The sequence below is a fragment of the Verrucosispora sp. FIM060022 genome, from assembly GCF_003977705.1.
Lineage (GTDB): Bacteria > Actinomycetota > Actinomycetes > Mycobacteriales > Micromonosporaceae > Micromonospora > Micromonospora gifhornensis.
Genome location: NZ_RQIV01000002.1, coordinates 114,325 through 129,419, shown reverse-complemented (window position 1 = coordinate 129,419; position 15,095 = coordinate 114,325). Strand labels below are relative to the sequence as shown.

The following is a 15,095-nucleotide window of genomic DNA, read 5'->3' as shown; positions in this document are numbered from 1 at the left end:
TACTTGTCGCCGTGGAACTTCTGCATTCGGGCAAGGTGAGGGACGTATACGCCGACGGCGACGATCTGATTCTGGTCGCCTCGGACCGCATCTCCGTCTACGACGTGGTGCTGCCGACCCCGATCCCGGACAAGGGCAAGCTGCTCACCGCGCTGTCGCTGTGGTGGTTCGAGCAACTGGCCGACCTGGTGCCGCACCACGTCATCTCGGCGACCGACGTGCCACCGGAGTTCGCAGGTCGGGCGATCCGCTGCCGTCGGCTGGAGATGGTGCCCGTCGAGTGCGTCGCCCGAGGCTTCCTGACCGGTGGCGGCCTGAAGGAGTACGAGCGCACCGGCGCGGTTTCCGGAGTCGAGTTGCCGCGTGGGCTGGTCGAGGCGTCGATCCTGCCGGAGCCGATCTTCACCCCGTCGACCAAGGCGCCGATGGGTGAGCACGACCAGCCGATGACCTTCGCCGAGGTGGTCGACAAGGTCGGTGCCCAGACCGCCGAACGGCTGCGTCAGGTGACGATCGACGTCTACTGCCGCGGCACCGAGTTGGCCGCGCAGCGGGGCATCCTGGTCGCCGACACCAAGATCGAGCTTGGTTGGGCGGCGGACGGCACGCTGGTCCTCGCCGACGAGGTGCTCACCCCGGATTCGTCGCGGTTCTGGCCGGCCGAGTCGTACCAGCCCGGTCGGGCGCAGTTCTCCTACGACAAGCAGTACGTGCGGGACTGGGCGGCCAGCAGCGGCTGGAACAAGCAGGAGCCGGCGCCCGAGGTCCCGGCCGAGGTGGTCGAGGCCACCCGCGCCCGCTACGTGGACGTCTACGAGAAGCTGACCGGCAACCGCTGGGAGTGATCACTCCAGCCGGTGTCGGCCGATGTGCTGCTCGGTCACCACGGTCGCGGTGAGGATGCGTACCGTGGTGCCGGCCGGGCCGGTCGCGACATCCATCGCGTCGGTCAGCTCGCGGGCCAGCCAGAGGCCCCAGCCGCCGGCCGTGTCGGGCGCCGGCCGGTTGCGGTTGTCGAGTCGCTGGGCGCTGATGCCCCGGCCGTGGTCGGAAACCTCGCAGAGCAGCTGACCGGGCTCCGCCCAGAGGCGCAGCCAGCCCTGGCCCCCGCCGTGCCGCACGGCGTTGGTGATCAGCTCGTTGACGGCGAGCACGAAGTCGTCCAGACGCTCGTCGCGCAGCCCGGCGGCGTGCGCGCAGGAGGCGACCGAGTGTCGAAGCTCGGTCACCTGAGCCTGGTCGAAGGCATCGGCGATCAGGAGGGCGTGTTCGATGGGCACCACCGTACGCGGTGTAGGCGGTTCTGCGTTTGTCATGGCCCTGTCCCGACAGAAGATCGCGGAGCTTTACGCGGCATTTACCACCGTACGTCAGGGTTCGTTGGGCCGCATGGGCCGAGGTGCCGGCTGATCGCTTGTGGCATGGTGACGCACGTGCCCGCGCCCGGTGGTTTCGAGGTCCCGCTCTGGCGTGCCGTCGCGGTTTTCCGGGTGGCTTCCCTGGCGTACGTCTGCGTGGTCGTGGCCCGCGACGCGGACCGGTACGCCCACCCGCTCGCCGCCGGTGCGCTGGTCCTGGTGATGGCGGCCTGGACCGTCGTCACCGCGTTCGGCTACGCGGCACCGGCCCGGCGCGGCTGGCCGCTGCTCCTGGCCGACCTGGGTGTCGTGGTGGCGATCCTGCTGGTCACTCCGTGGGTGATGGGCCGGGAAGCCCTCGCCGCCGGTCTGCCGACGCTGGCGATCGCCTGGCTCAGCGGGCCGGTGCTGGCCTGGGCCGTCTCCGGTGGCCGACGCCGTGGCGTGACAGCCGCGCTGGTGATCGGCGGAACCGACCTGGTGACCCGGGGCATGGTCACCCCGACCGCGATCAACGGCACGATCCTGATGTTGCTGGCCGGTGTGGTGGTCGGGCACGTGGCCCGGTTGGCGGTCCGCGCGGAGCAGCGGTTGCAGCAGGCCGTCGAACTGGAGGCGGCCACCCGGGAACGGGAACGGCTGGCCCGCGACATCCACGACTCGGTGTTGCAGGTGCTGGCCCTGGTGTCCCGCCGGGGCGAGCACCTCGACGGGGAGGCCGGTGAGCTGGCCCGGTTGGCCGGCGAGCAGGAGGCGGCCCTGCGCGCACTGATCTCCGACGCCGGTCCGCGTGCCACCGACGGGCCGGTGGACCTGCGCGAACTGCTCGGTCGGTACGCCTCGGCCACCGTCTCGCTGTCCACCCCCGCCACCGCGGTGCCGCTGCCCCCGCGGGTGGCCCACGAGCTGGCCGCCGCCACCGGGGCGGCACTGGACAACGTGGCCCGGCACGGCGGCGGGCGGGCCTGGGTGCTTGTCGAGGACGAGGACTCGACGGTGACCGTGTCGATCCGGGACGAGGGACCGGGTTTCGCCCCGGACCGGCTCACCGAGGCCGTCGCCCAGGGGCGGCTCGGCGTGGCCCAGGCCATCCGGGGCCGGCTGACCGACCTCGGTGGTACGGCCACGATCAGCTCCGTCCCGGGCAGTGGCACCGAGGTCGAACTCACCGTGTCGAGGAGGAGGAACCCGTGAGCGGCGTACGAGTCATGGTGGTGGACGACCACCCGATGTGGCGCGAAGGGGTGGCCCGCGACCTGGCCGAGGCCGGTCATCAGGTGGTGGCCAGCTGCGGTGAGGGCCGCCAGGCGGTCCGGGTGGTGGCCGCCGCCCGCCCCGACGTGGTGGTGCTCGACCTGCAACTGCCCGACGTCTCAGGCGTGGAGGTGATCCGTGGGCTGCGCGCCGCCTGGCCGCAGGTCCGCGTGCTGATGCTCTCCGCCAGCGGTGAACAGCAGGGCGTGCTGGACGCGGTCAAGGCCGGGGCGACCGGCTACCTGCTCAAGTCCGCCGCGCTCGCGGAGTTCCTCGACGCGGTACGGCGTACGGCGGCGGGCGAACCGGTGTTCACGCCCGGCCTGGCCGGGCTGGTGCTCGGCGAGTACCGCCGGCTGGCCGCCGCCGGTGGGCCGGAGCCGGGTCAGGACACCGCACCCCGACTCACCGAACGGGAGACCGAAGTGCTGCGGCTGGTGGCGAAGGGGATGTCCTACAAGCAGATCGCCGAGCGGCTCGGCCTGTCCCACCGTACGGTGCAGAACCACGTGCAGAACACGCTCGGCAAGCTGCAACTGCACAACCGGGTCGAACTGACCCGCTACGCGATCGAACGCGGCCTGGACGAGTAGCGCGTCGCCGTCACACCGAGTGCGGCGGACGGGTCTCGTGCACGGCCAACTCCTCGGCGCTGGCCCCACCACCGGCGCTGCCCGCGTCGTACGCGATGGCCTCGGCCTCCTGGTCGGTGTGCGTGCCCTCGTCCGGTTGGACCAGCCGACCCACGGTGGCGTCGCCCGCGCCCAACTGTCCGTGGTCGTAGAGAGAGACCGGGGACTTCGGGTCGGAGGTCGGGCCGGGGTCCATCACGTCGGCGTCGAGTTGCGCCTGCGCCGCCTGTTCCCGACTGTCCGCCTCGGCCGCGATGTCCGGGTCCACCGGCGCGGCCAGCGGGTCGTCGACCGGCAACTCGAACTGCTCCCGGCTCAGCTTGTAGTCCAGCGACTCACCGTCGAGCTGCTCGTCGGCGGTGGTGCCGAACTCGTCCACCGCCACCGGCACGCGGTCGCCGGGCAACTGGGCGGGGGCCGGGCCGTCCGCCTCCCGTCCGGTCAGTACGTCGTCCCCGGCCGTCGAGTCGTCGTCGGCGGTGTCGGGCAGACCGTCGGCCTCGGGGTCGGACAGCGGGGTCGGGTACTCGTCTTCGCGCATACCTGCACCACTACCCGCTGCCCCGGTGCCGTAACCGGCATCGTCGGTGCCGATCGGGGACGCCGAGGCCGTTACCGGACCTGACGACGCTGGCGGGCCATCGCCGCGACGGTGCCGACCGCGGTGCCGGCGGCGGCCAGACCGAGGGCGGCGGTCACCCGGACCACCTGACGGCGGCGACCGTGCCAGCCGCCCTCCGGGACGCCGTCGGCATCCGGCCGGAAGACGTTACCGCTGCTGTCGGCGGGCGCGCCGGGGCCGAACTGGGTGCGCTGGGCGTACCAGGCGAGGGCCCGCTCGGTCAGCGCCGGGGCCAGTCGCCACTGCAGGCCGAGCAACCGGGCGGCACCCCCGGCGTACGCCTCACGGCGGGGACGCTGCAACAGCCGGACGATCGTCTCCGCCACCATCGTCGGCGGGTAGACCGGCGGTGGCGGCGCGAACACCTGACCACTGTGGTTGGCGGCGTGCCGGAAGAAGGGCGTGTCGATGGCGGCCGGCAGCACCGTGCAGATCGAGATGTCGCCCCGGCCGGTGAGCCGCAACTCCTGGCGTACCGTGTCGGACAGCCCTCGGATGCCGTGCTTGGCGGCGTTGTAGGCGGACTGGTACGGCATCGCCACCTCGGCCAGCACCGAGGCGTTGTTGACCACCACACCGCCACCGGTGGCGCCGAGATGCGGCAGCGCGGCCCGCATGCCGTACGCGGTGCCGAGCAGATCCACCTCCAGCACCCGGCGGAACTCCGCCACCGGGATCTCGTCGAAGAGCCCGACCACGCCGACCGCGGCATTGTTGATCCAGGCGTCGATGCGGCCGAACTGGGCGACCGCGCTCGCGGCGAGCCGCTCGACCGCCGCCGGGTCGGTGACGTCGGTGGGTACGACAAGGCTCCGACCGCCCAACTCGTCGCAGCGCCGGGCCACCGCCAGCAGCGCCGGCTCGGTCCGGGCGGCCAGCACCAGAGCACATCCCCGTCGGGCCAGGGCGTACGCGGTCGCCGTGCCGATACCGCTGGAGGCGCCGGTGATCACCACGGTGCTGTCGCTGATCGGTCGAACGAGAGGCATCAAGTACCGATACCCCACCGTGTCTCCGGTCATGCCGCCGCCGAGCAGCGGCGATCTGCCAGGTTTCGGCTCGTCGGGCCCCGGTTAATGGGACGCTCTGACCGGAGGACCACCGCACAATTACGCATGGAGGTGACCCATGCGCGTCGGCCTTGTCTGCGCCCACGCCGCTGCGCCGACCTCCGGCGACGGGACCGTCGTCGGCACCTACCAGCACATCGCACGGGTCGCTGCCGAACTGGCCGGACGCGGGCACGACGTGCGGGTGTACACCCGACGGGACGATCCGGACGTGGCCGACACCGACCTCGTCGACGGCTACCGGATCGAGCGGGCACCGATCGGACCGGTGGCCCCGACCCCCACCGCCGACCTGGTGCCCTACGTGTCGGAGTTCGGCCAGTGGCTCGCCGACCGGTGGGCGACCGACTGGACGCCCGAGGTGGTGCACGGTCACTACTGGATCGGCGGGCTGGCCGCCGCGCACGCCGTACGGGAGACCGACATTCCCGTCGTGCAGACGTTCCACTCGATCGGCATGGAGCAACTGCGGCACCTCGGCCCGCGCTACGACGGACCCGGTACCCGCATTCCGCTGGAGCGGGCGCTGACCCGGGCGGTGGACATCGCGGTGGCCCAGTGCAACGACGAGGTGGAGGAACTGACCCGGATGGGTCTGCAACGCATGTCGGTGGCGATGGTGCCGACCGGTGTGGACACCGGGCAGTTCCATCCCGACGGCGAGGCCGCGCCGCGTGACCAGCGCCCCCGGATCCTCTCCGTGGGTGGGCTGTCGCCCGGCCACGGTCAGGACGACCTGATTCGCGCGATGCGCCTGGTCGGCGAGGCGGAGCTGGTGATCGCAGGTGGCCCGCCGGCCGGTCAGCTGGCCGGTCACGCCGAGGCCCGCCGACTGCGCGAGCTGGCCGAACGGGTGGGCGTGGCCGACCAGGTGCACCTGGTGGGTGCGGTGCCGCACGACCAGATGGCCACCTGGTACCGCTCGGCCGACGTGGTGGCCTGCACCCCGCACTACTCCTCCGCCGGCCGGGTGTCCCTGGAGGCGATGGCCTGCGGCGTTCCCGTGGTCGGATACGCCATGGGCGGCATCGCCGACACCGTGGTCGACGAGGTCACCGGCAAGCTGGTGCCGCCGGGCGACGTACGCACACTCGGGATGACCCTGCGCCGGCTGATCACCGACAACGCGGGCCGGTTCGCGTACGGGCACGCGGCCGTCGACCGGGTCCGGTGCAGCTACACGTGGGAACGGACCGCGAGTGCTCTGGAACGGCTCTACGAGCGGGTGATCGGACGGCGTAAACCGGTCGAGGCGGCCTGAGCCGAGGCGGCCTGAGCCGAGGCGGCCTGAGCCGAGGCGGCCCGAGTCGGGCCGGTCGACTCCGAGTCGCACAGCCGACCCTCGGCCGGTCGAGGGGCCACCAGAGGCAGCTGCCGGCCGCCCACACCGCCGTCCAGCACGGCCCGGGTGGTCTCCTGCGCGACCGCGTGATGGTGTTGCGGCTCGGCGTACCGGGTGAGCCCGATGACCGCCGCGAGGGTGATCAGGAAGCCGGTGCCGGCGAGCCATTCCCGGCCGGGCCAGATCTTGTCGTTGAGCAGCAGCAGGCCGACGATCGCCGCGGGTACCGCCCCGGCGGCGTCCATGGCGGCCACCGCCGCCGTGGTGGAACCCCGCTGCATCGCCAGCCCCAGCAGCAGTTGGCCGACGATCGAGTGGCCGATGAGCAGGTACAGCAGCGGGTCGGTGAGGAACGCGTCCCAGGTCGGCGCGGAGGCCAGCGGCCGGGCGGCCACCGCGGCGGCGGAGAACCCCAACCCGGCGAGGGAACCGAGCGCCACCGAGCCCGGCGCGCCCTGCAACCGGACCGCGAAGATGCCCAGCACCGCGATCGCCGCCAGGGCCACCAACAGGGCGATCACCCCGGCCGTGCCGAGTGGCTTCGACGGTGCCGGCTGCGCGGAGAGCACCAGCGCGGTGATCCCGGCGAAGAGCAGCAGCAACAGGACGACCTCGGCCATCGGCAGTCGCCACTTCAACACGATCACACCCAGCACGGCGGTGACACCCAGCCCGGCGGCCACGCTCGCCTGCACCAGGAACAGCGGCAGGTCCCGGCGGGCCAGGAAGGCCAGCACGAACCCGCCCACCTGGCAGACCAGACCGACCAGGTAGGCGCGATGCCCGGCCAGCCGCAGCAGCAGCCCGGGATCGAAGGTGTGCTGCATCGTGGTGCGAGCGGCGGCGACCGACTGCAACAGGTTGGCGATGCCGTACGCGACGATCATCGCCGCCAGAAAACACCAACTCGCGGTAGCCACCTGGCGAGGATAGAGGCTACCGGGCGTCAGCGCGCGGCCGGTCGACCGAGCCTTTCGAGGATGTCCGGGTGCAGCATCGCGTTGCTGGCCACGGCGCTGGTCTCGGCTCCGGCGGGGGCCGGACGACCGTCCAGATCGGTGAAGGTGCCCCCGGCTTCGGTCACGATGGGTACCAGGGCGGCCACGTCCCACAGCGACAACTCGGGCTCGATCATGATGTCGAGGGCACCCTCGGCCAGCAGCATGTAGCCGTAGAAGTCGCCGTAGGCGCGGCTGCGCCAGGTGTCCCGCATCAACTGGAGCACCGGCTCCAGCCGGCCGTGCTCCTCCCAGCCGGTCAGCGACGAGTAGCACAGGCTCGCGTCGGAGAGTTGGCGTACCCCGGAGACCCGGATCGCCTCGCCCCGGTCGGGGGTCGGGCCCGCGTACGCCCCGCTGCCCTGCGCCGCCCACCAGCGGCGCCCGAGCGCCGGCGCGGACACCACGCCGACGACCGGACGACCGTCCTGCAGCAACGCGATCAGGGTGGCCCAGATCGGTACGCCCCGGACGAAGTTCTTGGTGCCGTCGATCGGGTCCACCACCCACTGGCGGGTGCCGGCGGCGGGCGTCACGCCGTACTCCTCGCCGAGCAGGCCGTCGTCGGGTCGCTGCTGCGCCAGCAGCGCGCGGATCTCGCGTTCCACCGCGGTGTCCGCGTCGGAGACCGGGGTCAGGTCCGGCTTGGACTCCACCCGCAGGTCGAGGGCGCGGAACCGGGCCGTGGAGATGGCGTCGGCGGCGTCGGCGAGGCGGTGGGCGAGGGCGAGGTCGTCGGCGTACCCGGTCATGGGTTGCACCGTAGCGACGCCGCTGGGGTGCCGGCGGAGTGGGTCGCGCTCACTCCGCCCGCCCGCGCGGATCGTGCTCGGGCTCGTCCCGAGGGTTCGTCGCACCGCGCGGGTCGGTCTCACCGGCCCGGGAGGCCAGCAACCGGTGGTACGAGGCCAGCCGGCGCGGATCGGCCCGACCGTCGGCGACCCAGGCGGCCAGCGCGCACTCGGTCTCGTCGGCGGTGTGTGTGCAGTTCGCCGGACAGTCGACGGTGGCCTCGACCAGATCCGAGAAGCCGTGCAACAGGCTCTCGGCCGACACGTGCGCCAACCCGAAGCTGCGCACCCCAGGGGTGTCCACGATCCAGCCCGGGTCGTCCGGCAGGCCGGCCACCGCGGGCAGCCGCAACGCCACCGCACTTGTCGAGGTGTGCCGTCCCCGGCCGATCGCGCTGACCGTGCCGACCGCCCGCTCGGCCTCCGGCACCAGGCGGTTCACAAGCGTCGACTTGCCGACCCCGGAGTGCCCGACGAGCACCGACACCCGACCGGCGAGCAGGCTGCGCAGCGCGTCCAACGACGAGTCCGGCCGGATCAGCACGTACGGCAGTTCCAGCTCGGTGTAGTAGTCGAGCACCGTTTCCGGGCCGGCCAGATCGGCCTTGGTCAGGCAGAGCAGCGGCTCGATGTCCGCGTCGTACGCGGCCACCAGGCACCGGTCGATGAAGCCGGTACGCGGTGGCGGGTCGGCCAGCGCGCTGACGATCACGAGCTGGTCGGCGTTTGCCACCACCACCCGTTCCAGCCGCCCTTCGGCGGTGCTGGCGTCGTCCTCGGCGGTACGGCGCAGCACCGACCGGCGCGGCTCGATCCGGACGATGCGGGCCAGCGCACCGGGGGCCCCGGAGGTGTCGCCGACCAGTCCGACCCGATCGCCCACCACCACCGACTTGCGGCCCAGTTCGCGGGCGCGCATCGCGGTGACGGTGGGGGCGTCCGGCGCGGCTGCGGCCAGCACGCAGGTGTACCGCCCCCGGTCCACCGCGATCACGAAGCCGTTCTGCGCGTCGGTGTGCCGGGGCCGGGTGCGGGTACGCGGACGGGACGATTTACCGGGCCGGACCCGTACGTCGTCCTCGTCGTACTCGCGCCGCTTGGTCGCCAGGACCGCTCCCGTCTCTGCGTTCAGCTCTTGCCGGTCACCATCGCCGACCACAGCGCCGGAAAATCGGGCATGGTCTTGGAGGTGCACGCCACGTCGTCCAGCTCGATCCCGGGCACGGCCAGGCCGGCCACGGCGGCGGCGTGCGCCATCCGATGGTCATCGTAGGTGTGGAAGACCCCACCGCGCAGCGGCCGGGGGTGGATCTGCAGCCCGTCGGCCGACTCGGTGACGTCCCCGCCCAGCGCGGTGAACTCACGGGACAGCGCGGCCAGCCGGTCGGTCTCGTGGCCCCGGATGTGGCTGACCCCGGTGAACACCGAGGGAGAGTCGGCGAGCATGGCCAGCCCGGTCAACGCGGGGGTCAGCTCGCTGACGTCCGACAGGTCGGCGTGTACGCCGCGCACCCTGCCGGTGCCCCGCACGGTGAGCCCCTCGGTGGTCAGCGCGACCTCCGCACCCATCTGCTGCAACAGCGAACGCAACCGCTCCACCGGCTGGGCGCTGCTGCGTGGCCAGCCCTGAAGGGTCACCTCACCGCCGGTGACCAGGGCCGCGGCGAAGAACGGCACCGCGCCGGACAGATCCGGCTCGATCTCCCAGCCGCGGCCGCTCAGCGGACCCGGCTCGACCACCCAGACGTCGGGCGTGCTGTCGTCGACCGCCGCACCGGCGGCCCGCAGCATCTGCACGGTCATCCGCAGGTGGGGCGCGGAGGGCACGGGCGGGCCGACGTGTCGGATCACCAGCCCGCGGTCGAACCGCGGCGCGGCCAGCAGCAGCCCGGAGACCAGTTGGCTGGAGGCGGAGGCGTCGATCACGACCTCACCGCCGGTGACCCGACCGGTGCCCTGCACCGCCAACGGCAGACTGCCGGTGTCGGGGGTGTCGACGCGTACGCCCAGCGAGCGCAGCGCCTCGATCAACGGACCGAGCGGGCGGGTCCGGGCGGCCGGGTCGCCGTCGAAGGTGACCCGGCCCTCGGCCAGCCCGGCCACCGGTGGCACGAAGCGCATGATCGTGCCGGCCAGCCCGACGTCGACGTGCGCCGGGCCGACCAGCCGGTGCGGCCGGACCAGCCAGCGCTCGTCGTCGGCGATCGACACGTGGGCGCCGAGCGCCCGCAGCCCGCCGGCCATCAGCTCGGTGTCCCGGGCGCGCAGCGGCTTGGCCAGGGTCGAAGGGCCGGCGGCCAGCGCGCTGAGCACCAGGGCCCGGTTGGTCATCGATTTGGATCCGGGCAGCCGCAGCGAGGCCGTGACCGGATTGCTGGCGGTCGGGGCGGTCCACGGCTGCAGCGGCCGGGTCGCGGTCAGGTTCCCCACGACTACATTCTGCCGCGTCGCGGTCTGGTGGTCCGCCCGCCGCCGGTACCACTCCCGGTGGACGGGACATCGCAATCGGCCGTCGGCGCGCTAGCGTGTGCGGCATGTGCGGGAGGTACGCCACGACCCGGAGCTCCGGTGAGCTGAGCGGACTGTTCGAGGCCACCGACGAGACCGAGGGTGCGCTGGTCGTCGACTACAACGTCGCGCCGACCGATCCGGTGCCCCTGGTCCGGCTCGACGCGCAGGGGCACCGGGCGCTGTCGCTCGGTCGCTGGGGCCTGCTGCCGGCCTGGTCCCGGTCGCCCGCCAACGCCGCCCGCATGATCAACGCCCGGGCCGAGACGGTGGCCACCAGTCGGGCGTACGCCCCCGCCTTTGCCCGTCGCCGCTGCCTGGTCCCGGCCGACGGCTGGTACGAGTGGGTCCGGCGGCCGGACGGCTCGAAACAGCCGTACTACATGACCTCGACGGACGATCCGGTGCTCGCCTTCGCCGGCATCTGGTCGGTGTGGGAGGGGCCGAGCGGTCCGCTGCTGACCCTCAGCGTGGTGACCACGGCCGCGCTCGGCGAGTTGGCCGAGGTGCACGACCGGATGCCGCTGTTGCTGCCGCGTCAGCGGTGGGCGACCTGGCTGGGCCCCTCGGACGACCCGGCGAGCCTGCTCGCGCCGCCGCCGCTTGAGTGGCTCGCCGGCGTCGAGATCCGGCCGGTGGGGCCGGGCGTGGGCAACGTCCGCAACGACGGCCCTGAGTTGATCGCCCGGGTGCCGTCGATGCCTGCGGCGGAGCCGGCGGACGTCACGCTGTTCTGACCGGTACGCCCGCGCATTGTCGGGAGTGATTTGCCGCGGTTGCGGATGAAAGGTCAGCTAATCGTTCTGCCAACTTCGCGGCGAAGTCTTGTCTCGATGTGCACAAGTGCGATACAACACAGCGCCGGTGGTGGGTGTCGCTCTCTTCTAGTCGAGTGATATTCATCGATCTTGCTGGTCCCACGGGGGAGGTGGGTGGATGACTCGGGCACGTATGCCCCGTCCACATGAGGTCGCCGCTGCGCGGCGTGATCCGCGACTGTTGCGGGCCCTGCGCGAGCGTCGACAGGATGAAGCCTGGCGTACCAGAGGTACCTGCCAGAGCGTCGATCCGGAGACATTCTTTCCGGCGCCGAACGAGCCGGCCGACGCCGCGGTGGCGTTGTGCCGCAGCTGCGACGTGCAGGGCTCGTGCCTGGCCTGGGCATTGGAGGTCGGCGACTGCCACGGCGTGTGGGGCGGCACCACCCCCCGCGAGCGGCGGGCGATGCTGGTGGCCTGGCGTGACGAGGTGCAACCGGATCCCGATGTGGCGAGCGAGGCGGGCCCTCCCGTCCGCGACCAACTGCTCGCGCTGGTGACGTCCCGCTGAGGACCGGGCTGCCGCGTCGACCGTGACCGCGGCGCACCTTTCCTGCCGAGGTCTGCCTCGCGTCGGGGAGGCGGGGCCGCAGAATGAGGCGGTGCCGCAGGACGAGATCATCCAGACCCCGCGTGGCCCGGCCCGGGTGGACATCGACACGCCAACCGCACCGGGCTCGTCGCTGCTCGTGCTGGGCCACGGCGCGGGTGGGGGTGTGGATGCCCCCGACCTGTGCGCGCTGCGCGATGCCGCAGTGTCCGCCGGGGTGATCGTCGCTCGGGTGACCCAGCCGTACCGGGTCGCCGGTCGGCGTGCGCCGGCACCGGCCGGGCACCTCGACGAGGCGTGGGGCGTGGTGCTCGCCGTGCTGCGAGACCGCTGGCCGGGCGTACCGGTGCTGGTGGGTGGCCGGTCCAGCGGGGCCCGGGTGGCCTGCCGCACCGCGACCACGGTCGGGGCCGTCGGGGTGGTCGCGCTCGCCTTTCCGCTGCATCCGCCCGGGCGGCCGGAGCGCAGCCGGGCCGGTGAGCTGGCGAGCGGGGTGCCGACCCTGGTCGTCAACGGCGACCGGGATCCCTTCGGCGTGCCGGAACCCGCTCCGGGGGTGCACGTGGTGATCCGGCCGGGGGAGCGGCACGATCTGCGGCTCGACCCGACCGGCACGGCCGCTGTGGTGCTCGACTGGTTGCGCCGACACGGCTGGGCGCAGGACTGACTGCTGCAAGGCCGTCGGCACCGTGCTCGCGTCGGGCTGAGGCCGCTCTGCCGGGGTGGGTCGCCGTTTCCGGCTGCCGTCCGGGTCGTTGCACCCGATGGTGTCACCCGGGGTTCGGGTGGCACCGGGCTCCCAGGCCCTTTCCCGGTCCCGGCCGTGGTGCACCCACCCCCGGCCGGGACCAGGAATGGGAGGACCGAGATGGAATGCCCGGACCTGCGACGGATGTTGCACCCCACGGACGAACACTGTGCGAGGGGGGTGACCGGTGCCGATCCAGTTCCGGATCCGGGAGCGCGACGAACGGGAGGCCACGCAGCTCAGGCAGCTGTTGGCCGGACCGGAATGGCCCGCGGCGCAGCCGCCGGCCAGGGTGGTGACGGGCACACCCGTCGGAACCCAATCTCCCGGCAGGTCTGGACGCGTATCCTCGGCGAGGAAGCATCCGACCCGAGGGGATGTGCGGTTGACCACCGAGAAGACGGACGAGCGCAGGGCCCGGTTCGAACGGGACGCGATGCCATTCGTCGACCAGTTGTACGCGGCGGGGCTGCGGATGACCCGTAACCCGGCGGATGCCGAGGACCTGGTCCAGGAGACCTACCTGAAGGCTTACGCGGCCTTTCACCAGTTCGAGCAGGGTACGAACCTGAAGGCCTGGCTCTACCGGATCCTGACCAACACCTACATCAACACCTACCGCAAGCGGCAGCGACAGCCGGTGCAGGCGCCGACCGACGAGATCACCGACTGGCAGCTCGCCGAGGCGGAGTCGCACACCTCCAGCGGTCTGCGTTCGGCGGAGACCGAGGCGCTGGACCGGCTGCCCGACAGCGACGTCAAGGAGGCCCTCCAGCAGTTGCCGGAGGAGTTCCGGCTCGCGGTCTACCTCACCGATGTCGAGGGGTTCTCCTACAAGGAGGTCGCCGACATCATGGGTACGCCGATCGGTACCGTGATGTCACGGTTGCACCGCGGTCGTCGTAATCTGCGCAAGCTGCTTGAGGGCTATGCCGCGGAGCGCGGCTTCTCCGCCGCGCCGTCGGCCCGGAGTTCGGCCGCTGCCAGTGGCCGGGAGGTGTGACGTGAGCTGTGGAGATCCGCATGAGACGGATTGCCGTGAGGTTCTCGCCGAGGTCTACCTCTACCTCGACCTGGAGTGCGCGCAGGAGCGCCGGACGCTGATCCGGCACCATCTCGACGAGTGCGGCCCCTGCCTGCGGGAGTACGGCATCGAGCAGGAGGTCAAGGCGCTGGTGGCCCGCTGCTGCGGCAACGAGTCCGCGCCCGACGAACTGCGCGAACGGCTGCGGGTACGGATCAGCGAACTCGTCATCTTCGAGAGCACCGAATCGCGCGAACTGGCCGACTGAATCACTTTTCGTACGCCGACGCCGGTGGCCCGAACTGGGCCACCGGCGTTTTGGCTATGACCCGAGCCGGGTCATCGGCGTTTCCTGTCCGGTCCGCGATGCGGACCAGCTCAGGAGTTGGGGCGCTTGCCGTGGTTGGCGGCGCTCTTCTTACGGGCCTTCTTCTTGCGGGCCTTCTTCGCCATGCTGACCTCCTCGTGATGGTCGGATCGCCTGCGCACGACCTCGGCGCCGGTGCACGCACCGGTCCTCCCGGCGCCAGGGTCCGACCTGTTGATGTTAGAGCCCGCTCCCGGCGAACGCGGGCGGGGCTGCTCCGGCCCATGGGCGGCCGTCGCATGATTTGATACGTCGCAGGCAGTCGCGAGGGAAGGGGCCGAAGATGGCCGAGGAGATCCGCGCCGAGATGGTGGCCAACGTGTGGAAGGTCGTCGCGGCGGCCGGGGACACCGTGTCCGAAGGCGACACCCTGGTGATCCTGGAGTCGATGAAGATGGAGATTCCGGTGGTCGCCGAGTCCGACGGTGTGGTGCAGCAGCTCGCGGTGAACGAGGGCGACGTGGTGCAGGACGGCGACCTGATCGCGGTGATTGGTTGACCGGCCCGCTGGTCCGTCCGGCCGTGCCGGCGGACTATCCGGCCGTGGCCCGGCTCACCGTCGCCGCGTACGAGGCGGACGGTCAGCTCAAGGGCGAGAACGGGTACGCCGACGTGCTGGCCGACGTGGCCGGCCGGGCGGCGCACGGTGAGGTGCTGGTCGCCGCCGACCCGGCCACCGGGCAACTGCTCGGCTCGGTCACCTTCGTCCTACCCGGCAGCCCGTACGCCGAACTGTGCGGTCCCGGGGAGGCTGAGTTCCGGATGCTGGCGGTGGACCCGGCGGCACAGGGCCGAGGTACGGGCGCAGCACTTGTCGAGGCGTGCGTCGCCCGCGCCACCGAGCTGGGCTGCACCGCCCTTGTCATCTGCGTACGCGACGGACTGGCCGAATCCGCCCACCACCTCTACCGCCGCCACGGCTTCACCCGCACCCCCCACCTGGACTGGACTCCCCTACCCAACGTCCACCTCCTGGCCCTCCGCCGCCCCCTCACCCCTTGACCCCCTGACTC

General features: G+C 72.1%; 19 protein-coding genes. 11 read left to right on the top strand and 8 right to left on the bottom strand.

What is annotated here, in order from left to right; genetic code table 11:
* The first annotated feature begins 11 nt into the window (after positions 1–11).
* Positions 12–845: a phosphoribosylaminoimidazolesuccinocarboxamide synthase gene (locus EG812_RS07135; protein ID WP_126711174.1), complete on the top strand. Its 834-nt coding sequence runs from the start codon at positions 12–14 to the stop codon at positions 843–845.
* Here EG812_RS07135 and EG812_RS07130 read toward each other — a convergent pair whose 3' ends face one another.
* The gene (locus tag EG812_RS07130; protein ID WP_043721844.1) at positions 846–1,316 is read right to left on the bottom strand and encodes an ATP-binding protein; all 471 of its coding nucleotides are present in this window, start codon (positions 1,314–1,316) and stop codon (positions 846–848) included.
* A gap of 117 nt (positions 1,317–1,433) precedes the next feature.
* Between EG812_RS07130 and macS the strand changes: the two genes are divergently transcribed.
* Together macS and EG812_RS07120 are read left to right on the top strand one after the other, a co-directional pair.
* Entirely contained in the window at positions 1,434–2,552 is a 1,119-nt protein-coding gene (gene macS, locus EG812_RS07125) for a MacS family sensor histidine kinase (protein ID WP_232510859.1), read from the top strand.
* Between the two features lie 14 nt (positions 2,553–2,566).
* The gene (locus EG812_RS07120) at positions 2,567–3,205 is read left to right on the top strand and encodes a response regulator (protein WP_043721841.1); all 639 of its coding nucleotides are present in this window, start codon (positions 2,567–2,569) and stop codon (positions 3,203–3,205) included.
* A 10-nt stretch (positions 3,206–3,215) separates the two neighbouring features.
* Here the strand turns inward: EG812_RS07120 and EG812_RS07115 are convergent, their stop codons facing one another.
* The gene (locus EG812_RS07115; protein ID WP_126711173.1) at positions 3,216–3,785 is read right to left on the bottom strand and encodes a DUF5709 domain-containing protein; all 570 of its coding nucleotides are present in this window, start codon (positions 3,783–3,785) and stop codon (positions 3,216–3,218) included.
* Positions 3,786–3,856: 71 nt separating this feature from the next.
* Positions 3,857–4,855, bottom strand: a complete 999-nt coding sequence (locus tag EG812_RS07110) for an SDR family oxidoreductase (protein ID WP_233579418.1) — start codon at positions 4,853–4,855, stop codon at positions 3,857–3,859.
* A gap of 139 nt (positions 4,856–4,994) precedes the next feature.
* Here EG812_RS07110 and EG812_RS07105 point away from each other — a divergent pair, with 139 nt between their 5' ends.
* Complete coding sequence (locus EG812_RS07105; RefSeq protein ID WP_013735743.1) at positions 4,995–6,197, top strand: glycosyltransferase; 1,203 nt, start codon at positions 4,995–4,997, stop codon at positions 6,195–6,197.
* Here EG812_RS07105 and EG812_RS07100 read toward each other — a convergent pair.
* The 4 genes from EG812_RS07100 to aroA are packed head-to-tail and all read right to left on the bottom strand — an operon-like array spanning position 6,152 to position 10,497.
* Positions 6,152–7,165 (bottom strand): hypothetical protein, encoded by a 1,014-nt coding sequence (locus EG812_RS07100; protein WP_126711445.1) that lies wholly within the window; start codon positions 7,163–7,165, stop codon positions 6,152–6,154. The two genes, EG812_RS07105 and EG812_RS07100, sit on opposite strands and share 46 nt — an antisense overlap.
* A gap of 59 nt (positions 7,166–7,224) precedes the next feature.
* Positions 7,225–8,028: a histidinol-phosphatase gene (gene hisN / locus EG812_RS07095; RefSeq protein WP_126711171.1), complete on the bottom strand. Its 804-nt coding sequence runs from the start codon at positions 8,026–8,028 to the stop codon at positions 7,225–7,227.
* Between the two features lie 49 nt (positions 8,029–8,077).
* Complete coding sequence (gene rsgA / locus EG812_RS07090) at positions 8,078–9,226, bottom strand: ribosome small subunit-dependent GTPase A (RefSeq protein WP_126711170.1); 1,149 nt, start codon at positions 9,224–9,226, stop codon at positions 8,078–8,080.
* Entirely contained in the window at positions 9,196–10,497 is a 1,302-nt protein-coding gene (gene aroA, locus EG812_RS07085) for a 3-phosphoshikimate 1-carboxyvinyltransferase (RefSeq protein WP_126711169.1), read from the bottom strand. The genes rsgA and aroA overlap by 31 nt, the downstream gene beginning before the upstream one ends.
* A 104-nt stretch (positions 10,498–10,601) precedes the next feature.
* Here aroA and EG812_RS07080 point away from each other — a divergent pair, with 104 nt between their 5' ends.
* From EG812_RS07080 to rsrA, 5 genes are all read left to right on the top strand, one after another.
* Complete coding sequence (locus EG812_RS07080; RefSeq protein ID WP_013735738.1) at positions 10,602–11,312, top strand: SOS response-associated peptidase; 711 nt, start codon at positions 10,602–10,604, stop codon at positions 11,310–11,312.
* A gap of 199 nt (positions 11,313–11,511) precedes the next feature.
* Entirely contained in the window at positions 11,512–11,904 is a 393-nt protein-coding gene (locus EG812_RS07075; protein WP_043721834.1) for a WhiB family transcriptional regulator, read from the top strand.
* A gap of 91 nt (positions 11,905–11,995) precedes the next feature.
* Complete coding sequence (locus EG812_RS07070) at positions 11,996–12,610, top strand: alpha/beta hydrolase family protein (protein ID WP_126711168.1); 615 nt, start codon at positions 11,996–11,998, stop codon at positions 12,608–12,610.
* Positions 12,611–12,878: 268 nt separating this feature from the next.
* The gene (locus tag EG812_RS07065) at positions 12,879–13,694 is read left to right on the top strand and encodes a sigma-70 family RNA polymerase sigma factor (protein ID WP_286047692.1); all 816 of its coding nucleotides are present in this window, start codon (positions 12,879–12,881) and stop codon (positions 13,692–13,694) included.
* Between the two features lies 1 nt (position 13,695).
* Positions 13,696–13,983 (top strand): mycothiol system anti-sigma-R factor, encoded by a 288-nt coding sequence (gene rsrA / locus EG812_RS07060; RefSeq protein ID WP_013735734.1) that lies wholly within the window; start codon positions 13,696–13,698, stop codon positions 13,981–13,983.
* A gap of 110 nt (positions 13,984–14,093) precedes the next feature.
* On the opposite strand, the gene EG812_RS30225 is transcribed toward rsrA, so the two are convergent.
* Complete coding sequence (locus EG812_RS30225; protein WP_370461611.1) at positions 14,094–14,168, bottom strand: 50S ribosomal protein bL37; 75 nt, start codon at positions 14,166–14,168, stop codon at positions 14,094–14,096.
* Positions 14,169–14,365: 197 nt separating this feature from the next.
* Here EG812_RS30225 and EG812_RS07055 point away from each other — a divergent pair, with 197 nt between their 5' ends.
* Together EG812_RS07055 and EG812_RS07050 are read left to right on the top strand one after the other, a co-directional pair.
* Positions 14,366–14,581 carry a biotin/lipoyl-binding carrier protein gene (locus EG812_RS07055; RefSeq protein WP_013735733.1) on the top strand — a complete coding sequence of 72 codons (216 nt, stop codon included), beginning with the start codon at positions 14,366–14,368 and terminating at the stop codon, positions 14,579–14,581.
* The gene (locus EG812_RS07050; RefSeq protein ID WP_126711167.1) at positions 14,578–15,084 is read left to right on the top strand and encodes a GNAT family N-acetyltransferase; all 507 of its coding nucleotides are present in this window, start codon (positions 14,578–14,580) and stop codon (positions 15,082–15,084) included. Before EG812_RS07055 ends, EG812_RS07050 begins: the two co-directional genes overlap by 4 nt.
* Positions 15,085–15,095: the final 11 nt, after the last annotated feature.

Bases quoted from the DNA above. Each gene is read 5' to 3' on its own strand.
- EG812_RS07130 (WP_043721844.1), bottom strand. From the start codon at position 1,316: ATGACAAACGCAGAACCGCCTACACCGCGTACGGTGGTGCCCATCGAA.
- EG812_RS07120 (WP_043721841.1), top strand. From the start codon at position 2,567: ATGGTGGTGGACGACCACCCGATGTGGCGCGAAGGGGTGGCCCGCGAC.
- EG812_RS07115 (WP_126711173.1), bottom strand. From the start codon at position 3,785: ATGCGCGAAGACGAGTACCCGACCCCGCTGTCCGACCCCGAGGCCGAC.
- EG812_RS07110 (WP_233579418.1), bottom strand. From the start codon at position 4,855: ATGCCTCTCGTTCGACCGATCAGCGACAGCACCGTGGTGATCACCGGC.
- EG812_RS07105 (WP_013735743.1), top strand. From the start codon at position 4,995: ATGCGCGTCGGCCTTGTCTGCGCCCACGCCGCTGCGCCGACCTCCGGC.
- EG812_RS07100 (WP_126711445.1), bottom strand. From the start codon at position 7,165: ATGATCGTCGCGTACGGCATCGCCAACCTGTTGCAGTCGGTCGCCGCC.
- hisN (WP_126711171.1), bottom strand. From the start codon at position 8,028: ATGACCGGGTACGCCGACGACCTCGCCCTCGCCCACCGCCTCGCCGAC.
- EG812_RS07080 (WP_013735738.1), top strand. From the start codon at position 10,602: ATGTGCGGGAGGTACGCCACGACCCGGAGCTCCGGTGAGCTGAGCGGA.
- EG812_RS07075 (WP_043721834.1), top strand. From the start codon at position 11,512: ATGACTCGGGCACGTATGCCCCGTCCACATGAGGTCGCCGCTGCGCGG.
- EG812_RS07055 (WP_013735733.1), top strand. From the start codon at position 14,366: ATGGCCGAGGAGATCCGCGCCGAGATGGTGGCCAACGTGTGGAAGGTC.